The organism is Glutamicibacter sp. NPDC087673 (assembly GCF_044743255.1).
In the GTDB taxonomy this organism is placed as follows: domain Bacteria; phylum Actinomycetota; class Actinomycetes; order Actinomycetales; family Micrococcaceae; genus Glutamicibacter.
Map to the genome: position 1 here is coordinate 59,048 of NZ_JBIUWB010000004.1, position 13,864 is coordinate 72,911.

At 59.8% G+C, this 13,864-nt stretch carries 12 protein-coding genes and 1 tRNA gene; 10 read left to right on the top strand and 3 right to left on the bottom strand.

What is annotated here, in order from left to right; all coding sequences use genetic code 11:
* Positions 1–13 precede the first annotated feature (13 nt).
* The 5 genes from ACIOTL_RS10490 (at position 14) to ilvA (ending at position 5,658) form a co-directional block, all read left to right on the top strand.
* Positions 14–95, top strand: a tRNA-Leu gene (locus ACIOTL_RS10490).
* Between the two features lie 389 nt (positions 96–484).
* On the top strand, positions 485–1,201 hold the full coding sequence (locus ACIOTL_RS10495; RefSeq protein WP_332489193.1) for a Bax inhibitor-1/YccA family protein: 717 nt from the start codon (positions 485–487) through the stop codon (positions 1,199–1,201).
* A gap of 213 nt (positions 1,202–1,414) precedes the next feature.
* Positions 1,415–2,854 carry an APC family permease gene (locus ACIOTL_RS10500; protein WP_400342544.1) on the top strand — a complete coding sequence of 480 codons (1,440 nt, stop codon included), beginning with the start codon at positions 1,415–1,417 and terminating at the stop codon, positions 2,852–2,854.
* 338 nt (positions 2,855–3,192) lie between these two features.
* Positions 3,193–4,383: an AI-2E family transporter gene (locus ACIOTL_RS10505; RefSeq protein WP_286134180.1), complete on the top strand. Its 1,191-nt coding sequence runs from the start codon at positions 3,193–3,195 to the stop codon at positions 4,381–4,383.
* Positions 4,384–4,386: 3 nt separating this feature from the next.
* Positions 4,387–5,658, top strand: a complete 1,272-nt coding sequence (gene ilvA / locus ACIOTL_RS10510; RefSeq protein ID WP_105657446.1) for a threonine ammonia-lyase — start codon at positions 4,387–4,389, stop codon at positions 5,656–5,658.
* 77 nt (positions 5,659–5,735) lie between these two features.
* Here ilvA and greA read toward each other — a convergent pair whose 3' ends face one another.
* Together greA and ACIOTL_RS10520 are read right to left on the bottom strand one after the other, a co-directional pair.
* On the bottom strand, positions 5,736–6,230 hold the full coding sequence (greA, locus tag ACIOTL_RS10515) for a transcription elongation factor GreA (protein ID WP_105657447.1): 495 nt from the start codon (positions 6,228–6,230) through the stop codon (positions 5,736–5,738).
* A gap of 289 nt (positions 6,231–6,519) precedes the next feature.
* Positions 6,520–6,939, bottom strand: coding sequence for a DUF4307 domain-containing protein (locus ACIOTL_RS10520; protein ID WP_133833085.1), 420 nt, complete (start codon positions 6,937–6,939; stop codon positions 6,520–6,522).
* Positions 6,940–7,178: 239 nt separating this feature from the next.
* Here ACIOTL_RS10520 and mca point away from each other — a divergent pair, with 239 nt between their 5' ends.
* The 5 genes from mca to ACIOTL_RS10545 all read left to right on the top strand — a co-directional run bounded on the left by mca (position 7,179) and on the right by ACIOTL_RS10545 (position 12,971).
* Complete coding sequence (gene mca, locus ACIOTL_RS10525; RefSeq protein ID WP_105657493.1) at positions 7,179–8,045, top strand: mycothiol conjugate amidase Mca; 867 nt, start codon at positions 7,179–7,181, stop codon at positions 8,043–8,045.
* Between the two features lie 43 nt (positions 8,046–8,088).
* Complete coding sequence (locus ACIOTL_RS10530) at positions 8,089–8,370, top strand: hypothetical protein (RefSeq protein WP_105657449.1); 282 nt, start codon at positions 8,089–8,091, stop codon at positions 8,368–8,370.
* A gap of 32 nt (positions 8,371–8,402) precedes the next feature.
* Positions 8,403–10,517 (top strand): thioredoxin domain-containing protein, encoded by a 2,115-nt coding sequence (locus ACIOTL_RS10535; protein ID WP_400342546.1) that lies wholly within the window; start codon positions 8,403–8,405, stop codon positions 10,515–10,517.
* Between the two features lie 119 nt (positions 10,518–10,636).
* Positions 10,637–11,398, top strand: a complete 762-nt coding sequence (locus ACIOTL_RS10540; RefSeq protein ID WP_105661709.1) for an isoprenyl transferase — start codon at positions 10,637–10,639, stop codon at positions 11,396–11,398.
* A 256-nt stretch (positions 11,399–11,654) separates the two neighbouring features.
* Positions 11,655–12,971, top strand: coding sequence for a PhoH family protein (locus tag ACIOTL_RS10545; protein WP_105657452.1), 1,317 nt, complete (start codon positions 11,655–11,657; stop codon positions 12,969–12,971).
* On the opposite strand, the gene ACIOTL_RS10550 is transcribed toward ACIOTL_RS10545, so the two are convergent.
* Positions 12,968–13,786 carry a hypothetical protein gene (locus ACIOTL_RS10550; RefSeq protein WP_400342548.1) on the bottom strand — a complete coding sequence of 273 codons (819 nt, stop codon included), beginning with the start codon at positions 13,784–13,786 and terminating at the stop codon, positions 12,968–12,970. The genes ACIOTL_RS10545 and ACIOTL_RS10550 overlap by 4 nt on opposite strands.
* Positions 13,787–13,864 lie beyond the last annotated feature (78 nt).

The window sequence follows — 13,864 nt, forward strand, 5'->3', positions numbered from 1 at the left end:
ATTTGAGAGTCCTGCCCCTATGGTGGAATTGGCATACACGGCTGACTTAAAATCAGCTGCCGAAAGGCTTGTGGGTTCGAGTCCCACTGGGGGTACAGAATAAAGCCGTTGCTGTTCCGGATTTTCCGGTCAGCAGTGGGCTTTTCTTTTGCCAAAAGTGGGAGCGCATCCATCGTTCAACCTCAGGCATCGTGCATTCCACCAAAATCGGCTGCCAAGGCAACCTTGATGGTAGAACTTTCAAGAATATCGCTGACAGAGTAGTTTTTCTTCGGAAAAATGCCCTATATCATCCTTCCGACTGAGTGATTTCACAGCAATGCTCAATAGGATTAAGCAAAAGATCTTCAGCTAGCCACGTGCCGGCGCAATCGCAATCTATGGGGGAATGACATTGGGCAATCCAATTTTTGGTTCCAGCAGCCGCTCTGATGCTTGGGGAACCAAGCCTGGAAGTGCTGTTGGATTCCGTGACACCGCAAATATGAGCGCAGACCAGCTGCAGCAGATGTACCAGCAGCCTGCTGCAACCAGCGCCGACACCGGCCGCATGACCATCGGAACCACGATCAACAAGACCGTGCTCTGCCTGGCCTTGGTTGTTGTTGGCGCCGCGATTGGCTGGGGCATGCCGGCCCTCATGTTGCCAGGTGCCTTGGTTGGCTTTGTCCTCGGTCTGGTTAACGCTTTCAAGAAGCGCCCATCGCCTGTGCTCATCCTGCTGTATGCCGCGGCCCAGGGCCTGTTCCTTGGTGGTCTCTCCGGCTTCCTTGAAAGCCGGCCGGGCCTTGAGGGAATCGCTATCCAGGCTGTGCTGGCTACCCTGTGTGTTGCCGGCGTAACCTTGGCGCTGTACCGCTCGGGCAAGTACCGCATGACTCCCAAGCTGAACAAGATGTTCATGATCGGCATGGTCGGCCTGATCGTCTTCTCGCTGCTCAACATGGTTCTGATGCTCACCGGCGTCATCGATGGCATGTTCGGCATGCGCGGCGGAGTGCTCGGCTTGGTTATCGGTGTAGTTGCCGTTCTGCTGGCAACCTACGCACTGGTTGCCGACTTCACCATGATCGAGGAATTGTCCGACCAGGGTGCTCCAGCCATCATGGCATGGCGCGGCGCCTTCGGCCTGACCATGACCCTGATCTGGCTGTACACCGAGATCCTGCGTATTCTCGCGATCCTGCGTGGCGACGACTAGCCGCAATAGCATAGCTCGCAAGGACCAGTGCCCATTTCGGGCACTGGTCCTTGTGCGTTAATCGCCTGTTCAAATATGAATTTTTATGATCGACTGCAACCGCCTATGCCATGGAAAATGACAGCTGATTGGGCGCTCATGCGAAACTTTGGTTAGATTCTCCTGTAGCTATTCAGTTACTCAACTCACAGCAGATTTGGCAGAAAGAACGCAATGAGAGTCGATCAAACATCAGGAAAGCCGCCGGGCTTGGTGAAATCCCTGGGCAACTTGGATGCCCTGGCCCTAGGGTTCGGTGCCATGATCGGCTTCGGCTGGGTAGTGCTGACCGGTGGGTGGCTGGATAACGCCGGCACCATGGGGGCGGTACTGGCCATGCTCGTTGGCGGTGGCATCATGGCCGTCGTTGGCCTGACCTATGCCGAACTGACCGCGGCCATGCCCAAAGCCGGTGGCGAGCATAACTTCATCCTGCGCGCCCTGGGCGCCCGGCCTTCCTTTATCGGATCGTGGGCAATTACCGGCGGCTATGTCACGATTGTGGCTTTCGAGGCGGTTGCTTTGCCACGAACCGTGGAATACATCTTCCCGGGCATGAGCCAGATCCCCCTGTGGACTGTTGCCGGTTTTGAAGTAAACCTGACCTGGGCGTTGGTAGGCGTGCTTTCAGCGGTGGTGATCACCTGGATCAACATCCGCGGCGTGAAGCAAGCTGGCGTATTGCAGACCTTCGTGGTGCTCTTCCTGATGGTTATCGGCGTCTTGATGATCGTGGGAGCCTTTGCCGGCGGCGAAGCCAAGAACATGGAACCGTTCTTCACCCCAGGAACCAGCGGCTTCTTCGCCGTGCTGGTGGCGGTGCCATTCCTGTTCATCGGTTTCGACGTGATTCCGCAGTCCGCGGAAGAAGTGAATATTCCGGCCAAGCAAATTGGCAAGCTCGTAGTCGTCTCCGTAGTCTTGGCCACCATCTGGTACGTCATGGTTGTCCTGACCACAGCGTCAGCGATGCCAGCTGCTCAACTGGCCGGAGCTGACATTGCAACGGCGGATGCCTTCGGGGCCATGTTCGGTTCGGAGCTGATGGCCAAGGTGCTGATTGCCGGTGGCATCGCCGGCATCTTGACCTCATGGAACTCTCTACTGCTGGGAGCCTCCAGACTGGTCTACTCGCTGGCCCGAAGCGGCATGCTTCCTTCCTGGTTTGGCACATTGCATCCCGAATACCGCACTCCAGCCAACGCCCTGGTCTTCATCGGCGGAATCTCCATGCTAGCCCCATTCTTCGGCGCTGAAATGCTGGGGTGGCTCGTGGATTCGGGGGCGCCAAGCATCATCGTGGCCTACTTCCTGGTCTCGGTAACCTTCCTTGTGCTGCGCAAGCGCGAACCCATGATGGATCGTCCGCTGCGCGTTGGCGGCAACGGAATTGCTGGGACTATCATCGGCTGGACTTCAGTCCTGCTCACCGCTGCGCTCTTCAGCCTCTACATGCCCGGCATGCCGGCCTCGCTGAGCTGGGAACCGTGGGCCATCTTCGCCATTTGGTGGGCACTGGGGGCAATTTTCTTCTTCAAGGTACCCGCGGGCATCAAGCCCGGTGAAGAAGCTGAGGAGAGGGTCCTTGAAGCGGTCATGCGCCGCCGGAGATAGCATGTGCGAAGCGCCTGATGAGCCGTGTTTTCAAGTTGGCGTGAGCAATAAGAGGCAGCCTGTGCAATCTGGTTACCCCGGCAAGGGCAAATAAACATATTGAATTAGATTTCTAGGACCAGTGCCCATATCGGGCACTGGTCCTTGGTTTTTGTCACAATTGAGACATGGATCAAGAAGCTGTCTGGCAAACGCGATAGCGTGGTTCCATGAAGAAGAGCCGGTTGGAACGTCTACGCCGTTTTCGTGTTTCACTTCCGAGTCAGCCGGCGGAAACTCCTGCCACACCAGGGCCAGATCTGACGGATTTCAAAAGCGCCGAGGATATGCCGTATGCCATGCGCATGGCAGCAGCGTGGGCTTGGCGTTTCCTGATCATCGTCGCAGCCTTGGGCGTGCTGGTCTGGGCGCTGTCAAAAGTCTCCTTGCTGGTCATCCCGGTTTTCATCGCAGCGCTGCTAGCAGGGCTGCTCTCACCGGTTGTGAATACGATGAACTCCAAGCTTGCTGTACCTCGCGGGTTGGCCGTCGGCATTACTCTCATCGGCTTCCTTGCGCTGGTCACCGCAGGGCTATCGGTAGCAGGGCAAAAACTTTCGGCCGGTTTTACCGCCTTGTGGACCCAAGCGCTTTCGGGCATCGAGCAGGTCCAGGACTGGCTGTTCAATGGCCCGCTCAAGCTGACCAACGACGACCTGCAGAAGGTGCTGGACGATACCCTCGTCCAGCTTCGCGGCAATGCCACCAACATCCTGAGTGAAGCAATCAGCTGGACCTCCGCGATCGGGCAGATCCTGACAGGCACATTGCTGGCCGTCTTCGCCTTGATATTCCTGCTGCTTGACGGGCGCAAGATCGGTTTGTTCCTGGTGAACCTCTTGCCGCGCCGCGCCCGCCCGGCGATGGACGGAGCCTTGACCCGGGGCTGGGCCTCGCTGGTCACCTATGTGCGAGTCCAGATGATCGTTGCGCTGATCGACGCCATCGGCATCGGATTCGGTGCATTCTTCCTGGGCGTACCACTTGCCATGCCATTGGGCGTCCTGGTCTTCATCGGCTCCTTCATCCCGATCGTCGGTGCACTGTTTACCGGTGCCCTGGCAGTTTTGCTCGCGTTGGTAGCCAATGGCTGGGTCAACGCATTGATCATGCTGGCCGTAGTGCTGCTGGTCCAGCAGGCGGAGTCCAACATCCTGCAGCCACTGATTATGGGCAAGGCAGTGAGCCTGCACCCGCTGGCAGTGGTCTTGTCAGTAGCCGGCGGCACCATGCTTGCAGGCATTCCGGGTGCGCTATTCGCCGTACCGCTGCTGGCGGTGGTCAACGCGGTCGTGAAATACCTGTCGGGCCGAACCTGGGAAACCGACCAATTCGTGATTGAGCACTACGGAAACCAAGTAGTGGCGCAGAGCCCCAAGGCGAGCGACCCAGCGAAGGCCGACCCGCCGGCTGCAGCTGCAGGACCTGCCGCCGCACCAACAGCTTCGCCGGAAACCCGGCACCCTGAGTCCACAGCAGATGAGGAATAATCCATGAGCACCGAACCTACTTTGCCGGTTACGCTGGCTGATATCGAAGCCGCCGCTGAAGTACTCAAACCGGTTATTGCCCGCACCCCGGTGGAGCATTCCCGTGTTTTGTCCCAGCATGTTGGCGCCGAAGTTTTCCTCAAATGCGAGAATATGCAGCGCGCTGGATCCTTCAAGGTCCGCGGTGCCTATGTACGCATGTCCAAGCTCAGCGACGACGAGAAGGCCCGAGGCGTGGTCGCCGCGTCGGCAGGCAACCACGCGCAGGGCGTTGCCCAGGCCGCCAGCCACCTCGGAATCAAGGCGCGCATCTACATGCCCCGGGGCGTCGCCTTGCCGAAACTGACCGCGACGCGTGATCATGGTGCAGAAGTCGTGCTTTTCGGTGACACCGTGGATGAAGCGCTGGCCGAGGCGCAGCGTTTTGCCGACGAGTCCGGGGCAGTCTTCGTGCATCCTTTCGACCACCCGGACATCATTGCCGGCCAAGGCACCATCGGCTTGGAACTGCTCGAACAGCTTCCTGAGGTGGACACCGTGCTGATGGGTGTTGGCGGCGGTGGACTGCTGGCCGGCGTCGCCATTGCGCTGAAGGCCAAGGCCCGCGAACTGGGCCGCGAGATCAAGGTGGTGGGTGTCCAGGCGGAGAACGCCGCGGCCTACCCGCCATCCCTGGCCGCTGACGCGTTGGTCCCGCTGGATAACGTGCACACCATTGCCGACGGCATCGCTGTAGGCAAGCCAGGGCAGCTGCCTTTCGCGATCATCAAGGAATTAGTTGATGACGTGGTGACGGTATCGGAAGATACGCTCGCACGAGCTCTGGTGGTGCTCCTGGAGCGAAACAAGCTCGTGGTGGAACCAGCCGGTGCGGTGGGCGTCGCGGCACTGCTGGAGAACAAGCTGGAAGCGCACGGGATCAATCCGGCAACCACCGCGGTAATCCTTTCTGGCGGCAACATCGATCCGCTGCTGATGCTCAAGGTGATCCAGCGTGGCCTGTCAGCGGCCGGCCGCTTCTTGACCATACGCATGATGCTTCCAGACCGCCCCGGCTCGCTCGCGCAGATCTCCAACATCATCGCCGAATCGGATGCGAATGTCACCCGTCTGGACCACACCCGTATCGGTGGTTCGCTGTCCATGGGCGATGTCGCGATCACCATCGACCTGGAAACCAAGGGCCATGAGCATTCCAAGACGGTGCTCAATAACCTGCGCGCCGAAGGCTTCGACCCGCAGATCACCAATACTGCCGGCGGTTCAGTCGCCTAGCGCATAAGCAGCAAAGTCCGAAGGCCGCCAACCCAGATGGGTTGGCGGCCTTCGGACTTTGCATTGCAGCCTAGTTGCTAGGACTGGTAAGGCTTTGCAGAGATGATCTCAACCTTGATGTCGCGGCCGTTTGGAGCCAAGTACGACAGCTTGTCGCCGACCTTTGCGCCGTGCACGGCAACGCCAATAGGGGACTGCTCGGAGTAGACCTCGAGGTCGGTGTCGCCGGCAACTTCGCGGGAGCCGAACAGGAAGGTGGTCTCGTCGCCCGCGATATTGGCGACAACCAGCATGCCTGGCTCAACAACACCGTCATCGGCAGGAGCATCGCCTACATCGGCGCGGCGCAGCAGATCCTTCAGGTAGAGGATGCGCGCTTCGGCCTTGCCCTGCTCTTCACGGGCGGCGTGGTAACCGCCGTTCTCCTTCAGGTCACCTTCCGAACGTGCCTGCTCGATACGGGCAACGATCTCGGCACGTCCCGGGCCTGAGAGGAAAGTCAGTTCGTCCTGGAGCCGATCGTAGGCTTCCTGAGTCAGCCAAACGACAGGTTCGTTGCTGTTGGTGCTCACGTTGTACTTCCTTTGGTCAGTTAGGACTTCGCTTGGCCTTGGGACCGATAAGTGGTCCTAAAGCCGAAAGCCACCGAAACGGTGGCGTCGACGAAGTCGGATTCGGTACGGATCTGAGGGCTCGCACGTTATGGGCGATGCAAGCAAAGACCCCGCCAGGCTCATGTCCTAGTACTCAGCTAGAACCATGCGCCGATGCGGGGCGAAACGTATCTTTTCAACGATAGTAGTCGCCAAAACGATTTAAGCCCAATAGATTCAGCTATTAGGGGATGAAGAAGCTGAAATATTAACCCTTGTATTCCTGCGGAACCTCGTAGCAGGACTCCACGCCAGCGGTGGTCGCCAGGTTGTCGGTGTGCAGGTCGATCTCCAGGCGCTGGGTGATGTGCCCGGTAGCTTCTCCAGGATCAAGCAAAATGGAGTCGTATCCGACGATGGCCTTGGATTCGTTCATCGCACGAATATCGCACTGCACACGGTGCTTGGTGTTGTATTCGACTGCGACGATGGCCTTGGCCTTGGTTGCGGAAATGACCTCGAACTCGATGTCCTGCGCGCTGATGGCGCTGTAGTTGTTGAAGCCGACATAGGCGGCCCCCGCAACGCCGACCGAGAGCGCGGCAGCAATTAGCCAGTTACGCGTTTTCCTGGGAAGACTGCGTTTCTTGGGGTTGTTGTAGCGAGCCGTTAAGCTTGGATCAGACATTATTTGCCTTGCACCACTCTCTTGCCTGGCGGCATTTGAACTGGGAATGCCGTACGTTGGTTCCTTACTCAAGTTTACCGTCTTTCAGCATGGGGGAATAACCGGTGGTCGGCTGTGAGTTGTTATGGATGACGGACAGATTCGAAGCTTCGGGCCGTCCAAAAACGTGGCATAAGGAAAGAAGATAAGTGGAGATTCACGACGTGAAGAAAATTGCTCCTTCGCAGGGTCTGCGGCTCATGGCTATTCACGCGCACCCGGACGACGAATCTTCAAAGGGTGCTGCAACGATGGCTGCCTATGTTGATGCTGGCGCAGAAGTGATGGTCGTTTCCTGCACCGGCGGTGAGCGCGGGGATATCCTCAACGCCGCCGCCGGCGAACTCGCCCATGCGCACCGCGACCTCGCGGGCGTCCGGCGCACCGAAATGGCTGAGGCAGCCGCAGTGCTGGGCGTCAAGCACCGCTGGCTGGGCTATGTGGACTCCGGCTTGCCGGAAGGGGATCCGCTGCCGGAGCTGCCCTTTGGCGCCTTCGCCTTGCAGCCAGTTGAAATCGCTGCTGCCGGCATCATCAAGCTGATCCGTGAATTCCGACCCCACGTCATCACGACCTATGACGAAAACGGCGGATACCCCCACCCGGACCACATCCACTGCCATAAGGTTTCAACCTTTGCCTTTGAGCACGCGGCTAATCCGCAGATGTACCCGGAACTGGGTGCGCCGTGGTCGGTGAGCAAGTTGTACTACGACCGTGCATTCGCACCAGATCGTTTCCGCACCTTGCACTACGCGATGCTGGAAGCAGGTTACGAGTCCCCCTACACCGAGCGCGTTGCACTGTGGGAAGCGGACGAGGAAAACCAGATGTTCAAGTGGGTTTCCCCACACACCACGACAACCCAGATCAACTGCGCGGATTTCTTCTCGCAACGCGATCAGGCGTTGCTGGCCCACAGAACCCAGATCGACCCGGAAGGTTTCTTCTTCGCCGTACCGGAACACGTCTACGCGGAGCACTGGCCGTGGGAAGACTACACGCTGATTTCCTCCAAGGTAGCTACCGAGTTGCCCGAGACCGACCTGTTTGCCGGACTAAGATAGTACTAAGCGCTTTCCAGTACTAGAAAAGAGTTGTCTTTACATCGTGAACACGATCTTCGAATCCCTGGCTCTGACTTCCTCGACCCTTGGTGTCGGTACGGAGACCAGCAGCGAATACGGTCCAGGATTCCTTGGATTCATTTTCACCGCAGCCTTGGTGGTTGCCGTGATCTTCCTGATTCGCGACATGGTCCGTCGAGTTCGCCGCGTGCGCTACACCTCGGAAGCCGAGGCAAAGCAGCAGGAAATGGTGGCCAAGGGAGAAGAGCGCAAGCTTCAGGAATCCGAAGAGCCGCACGACCCGAAGACCGACGAACAGCAGTAGGCGCTTTGTGAGCTGCGCGATAGCATGATTGCGTGGCTCAACGACTCGCTGGCTCATCCAGCCAATACCTCAGACAGCATTCGCACCAACTTGTCGACTGGTTCCCCTATGGGGACGAAGCCTTCGAACAGGCCCGGTTGCGCGACGTACCGGTCATGCTTTCCATCGGCTATGCTGCCTGCCATTGGTGCCACGTGATGAGCCACGAGTCTTTCGACGATCCTGAAATCGCGGCGCTGCTGAACGAAAACTTCGTAGCTATCAAGGTGGACCGCGAAGAGCATCCGCTCGTGGACGACACCTACATGCTGGCTACCCAGGCGCTCACCGGTGCCGGTGGTTGGCCGATGACGATTTTTGCCCTTCCTGACGGGCGTACCGTGCATGCCGGCACGCACTATCCGAAGACACCCCGTGGCAAGACCCCGAGCTTCCGCCAGGTGCTCAACGCCGTCCACGAGGCCTGGGAAACCAAGCGCGCTTCGCTGGAAGAGCAGGCCCAGATGCTCGCCGCGCATTTGGCAGAACTCGGAAGCCGCCAGAGCTCGCTGTTGTCGCTGCAGTCGCAGCAACCAGCAGAGCAGGCCTTCGGCGCAGCACTTGATCGATGGGTTGCCGCCACCAAGCCGGAAGGCGGCTTCACCCCGGCACCTAAATTCCCGCCGACCTGGGCTCTGAAGACACTGTGGCGTGCAGTGGTCACCACCCCTGACCGCGCCGCCGAGGCCTTCGCCGCAGCGGCCACCCATCTCGAAGCGATGTTCCTTGGCGGCCTGCAGGATCATGTTGATGGCGGTTTCGCCCGTTATTGCGTTGATGAGAACTGGTCGGTCCCGCACTTCGAGAAGATGCTCTACGACAATGCCGGTCTGCTTTCACTGGCGGCTCGCACCAGTGTCCTGGCGGCAGAATTCGCCCGCAAGTCCGAAGGGGAGATAGCCCAGCGCGCGCAGAATCTCGCCGGGCTCGCCCAGCGCAGTGCCCAAGGCATTATCAACTTCCTCAGCGAGGAACTGCTCACCGCATCTTCGGCCGCTCCAGCTTTCGCGGCTTCCCTGGATGCCGATTCATCCCGTGATGGCCACCAGATCGAGGGCGCGTACTACACCTTTAGCCGCGAGGAAATCGCACTGGTCTCTGACCCCTTGATTCAGCGGCTGCCCAAGGGGCTGTTGCGTTTCGCGCCTGTGGCCGAGGACCCGCAGAACTTCTGCTTCTCGCTGTTGAGGGTTCCTGAAACGAACGAAATCGGTGTTCTCCATGAACTGCGAGATGCAATGCGCACCCTGCGCCGCTCGCGAATTATGCCTGTCCGCGATGAGAAGGTGATCGCCGGTTGGAACGGGCTGGCCATCGAGGCCTTGTCTGAAGCCGCGCTGCTCCTGGACCAGCCAGAAGCCTTGGCGCTCGCCGAGAAGGCAGCAACCTCGGTGTGGACGATGCAGTGGGACGAAAAAGCCGGACGGCTGGCCCGCGTGAGCTTCGCCAATCGTGCTGAGCACGGCAATGAAGGCACCTTGCAGGACTATGCCGCCCTGGCCCTGGGATTCTTGGCGTTGGGCCAAGCCAGCGGGCACAAGCAGTGGGCCGAGCGTGCCAGCGACTTGCTGGGACGCGCTGCCGACTTCGTAGACCCGGAAACCGGGGTGCCGCGTGACGCGGTCCAAGCCGATGCGCGCATCGCAGCCCAGCGCAGCAATATTACTGCCGTCACGGTGCTTGATGATGCGCTGCCGGCCTCGGGTGCGCTCTACGCCAAGGCGCTGGCGATGCATGCCCTGCAGTCCATGGCGGCGGGAGACTACACCGAGGCGGATGCGGCGGACTTGGAAAGCGCCCGCGTACTTTCTGCCCACGCCCTGGCCTTGGCCAGCGACGCGCCAACACAGGTAGCGACCGCCTTGGAAGTGCAGTGCATAGTTTCCAGCCCGGTCCAGTATCTTGCGCTGTCGCAGTGGGATTCGGCAGAAGCCAAGCGCGTGCGTTCGGTGGCGTTGAGCCTCGGATTGAATGTGCGCCACGATCCGTCGCTACCTGGTGCGGCCCAGACCGTCCAGATCCAGCCTTGCCGCGAAGAGCTTTGCCAGATGCCTGTAGCCGGGATGGACGGATTGTTCTCGTTGTTCGCTTCCGGAAAGGGTGCCTGAGCCCGGCAGAATGTGTCCATCGTGGACGCGGTGAAGCGGGCAGATACGCATGCTGGGCGATAAATAGCGGTAGATTTAGAACCTAGAGTTTTTGGAATCTATCGAAAGGCAGGGACAAGGTGCAGCTTCCGAACCTTGCGTACCGTTACTACGAACGGCGCTTGGCGAAGTCCCTCCCTGCCGACAAGCTTCCGCACCATATTGGCGTGATGGTCGATGGCAACCGCCGGTGGGCCAAGCTGGCCGGCACCCCGACCATGGCAGGCCACCAGGCCGGTGCGGACAAGATCCTGGAGTTCCTCGATTGGTGCGAGGACCTGAACATCCAGATGGTTACCTTGTACATGCTCTCCACCGACAACCTCAATCGAGAAGCCAGCGAGTTGCGCGACCTCTTGGAAGTCATCGGCACGACCCTGGACCGTCTGGGAGAGACCAACCGGGTCAAGGTCCAGCAGGTGGGAGCCAAGGACCTGCTGCCTGAAGACCTGGCGCAGAAGCTTGCCGCGCTGGAAACCGTTACCGCCAACCGCACCGGCGTTCATGTGAATGTGGCCATCGGCTACGGCGGACGCCGTGAAATCCTTGATGCTTTCAAGTCACTGCTTTGCAAGGCCGCCGAGGATGGACGCACGGTCGAGGAACTTGCCGCCGGACTGTCCACTGAAGACATCGAATCGGCACTGTACACCAAGGGCCAGCCAGACCCGGATTTGGTGATCCGCACCAGCGGGGAACAGCGTCTCTCCGGCTTCTTGACCTGGCAAAGCGCGTACTCGGAGTTCTACTTCTGCGAGGCATTGTGGCCGGATTTCCGCCGCGTGGATTTCCTGCGTGCGCTGCGCGACTTCGCTGATCGCCAGCGCCGCTTCGGCACCTGAGCCCCGAATCGTGCACCCGGCTCAGCTGTTCAGCTAATCGTTACCTGAACGTAGTCCCCAGGTAGCGCTTCAAGGTCTATGGTGATCATAAGGCCGGGGCAACAAGACCCAGCTGATCGAAGGGTTCCTCACTAGATGACCAAATGCAGCGCCAGCCGGAGCAATTGCCGGAATCGCCTTGGACATCCGGTGTCGGGATTCCCCACTTACGCGTGGGGAGAGTCCCCACGCCGGATTCGAGAATGGGTGCGCTGCCATGACACGAACAGCCGAACAGGGTGTACGAACCTACGTCATTGATACTTCGGTCTTGCTTTCTGACCCGAAAGCCATGTTCCACTTCGATGAGCACCATGTCGTGATCCCGCTGACTGTCGTCACCGAGCTGGAACATAAGCGCAAGGATCCTGATCTGGGCTTCTTCGCACGCCATGCCTTGCGTGTGCTGGACGAGCTGATTGCCAGCCATGGGGGATTAGCCCAAGCGGTGCCCGTGTCCAAAACTGGTGGAACACTGCGCATTGAACTGAACAACATCGCCCCGGAAGTCCTGCCGGTAGGCATGCGCTCAGGCGATAACGATTCACGCATCCTGGCTGTCGCCAAGCACCTGCTGGATGCTGGCCTCGACGTTGCGCTGGTCACCAAGGACCTGCCGATGCGCATCAAGGCCTCTGCCATGGGCATCCATGCCGAGGTATACCGCAATGAGCTGATCGCCTCGACCGGGTGGACCGGCATACAGCAGCTGGAACTGGGCGAAGAGACCATGGCCAAGCTCTACGAACATGAACAGCTTCTGAACCACCCTGCGGTCGCCGATGAACCGATCAACACCGGGTTCGTCATCACATCCCCGCGCGGAAGCGCCCTGGGCCGCAAGGTCGATGCGAACACCTTGAAACTGGTGCGCGGCGACCAGCAGGCCTTCGGATTGCATGGACGCAGTGCAGAGCAGCGCATCGCCTTGGACCTGCTGATGGATCCATCCGTGGGCATCGTCTCCTTAGGCGGCAACGCCGGAACCGGTAAATCGGCGTTGGCCCTGTGCGCCGGAATGGAAGCAGTGCTTGAACGCAGGGAACACCGCAAGATCACCGTGTTCCGTCCGCTCTATGCCGTGGGCGGCCAGGAACTAGGCTACCTGCCGGGCTCCGAGGGAGAAAAGATGGGACCTTGGGCCCAAGCGGTCTTCGATACCCTCGGCTCGATCGTGTCGAAGAATGCCATTGATGAAGTGGTCGAACGCGGGATGCTTGAAGTCCTGCCGCTGACCCACATCCGCGGGCGTTCGCTGCATGATTCCTTCGTCATTGTTGATGAAGCCCAGTCGCTGGAACGCAATGTTCTGCTCACGGTGCTATCGCGCATCGGGCAGAATTCCAAGGTGGTGCTCACCCATGACGTGGCACAGCGCGATAACTTGCATGTAGGCCGCTACGACGGTGTCGCCGCGGTCGTGGAACAGCTCAAGGGACATGCCCTCTTCGGGCATGTGACCCTGACCCGTTCCGAGCGCTCTGCTATCGCCGCGCTAGTCACCAACCTGCTCGATTCGCCCACCTTGTCCTAGGATTGGCGCTCGCTGCGCAGCTCCCACGGAATCGGCGCCCGCACGTCGGTAAGCGTGGGAGCTGGGGCGGTGAACAAGGAATCGATGTAGTACTCGTTCTGGGCCAGGACCTGAAGCGACAGCTCCGGGGCTGCAGGCGTCCCTGGCTGGGCGGAGAGCACCCGGCGGCTCAGGCAGACGCCTGTTGCCAGATCCAGTACCACGAGGGTTCGTGTCCCGGCGGGAACGAGCGGGCAGCTGGCCAGCGCGGGCTGGTAGTTGTGCCCCGCAGTGAGAACGGCGGCTAGAGCAGGCCGGTTGCCATGGGTGATTTCTGCGAGTTCGTGAATGTAGGTGGGGTGGTCGAAAGCGAGGTCATGGGCGGCAGGCTCGGTGCCGGCAAGTTCCACCGGATCGAGCATAGGTTCCCAATGCTCCAGGGGCAGCAACCCATTGAAGCCGGAAATTTGTGGGCGGCGCAAGATCAGGTGGTCTGAGGTATAAACCGGGGAGGTCAGTGAGGCCGGCAGTTTCCATGAGGAATTGGTGGCTGCGACGTAGCCTCGGCTCCGGTCTGCGGTGAACTTCTCCTTTTGGTACACCAGTTGTCCCTCGGCCGAGCGCACGGCTATGGCTTCTCGCTGGCGGAGGATGGCGGTCAGCTGGCCTTCCAGGCCTTCGTCCGGTTGGGCGTAATGCTCCGGGACCTGGACCTGGAACTGCAAGGAGGTGCTCAGCCATGGGGCGGACCGGGCCAAGGCACGGAAACGACGACGGGCCGCCGACTCAGGGGCGGAGTGCCCGGGGAAAAGAACTGGAACTGCTGGAACGTCCATACTCCAATTGTAGAAGCGGCTGAATTATTCACAAGAGGAAGACCCCTCTGCCGAAGATCCGATGAGGTGCCTATGCTC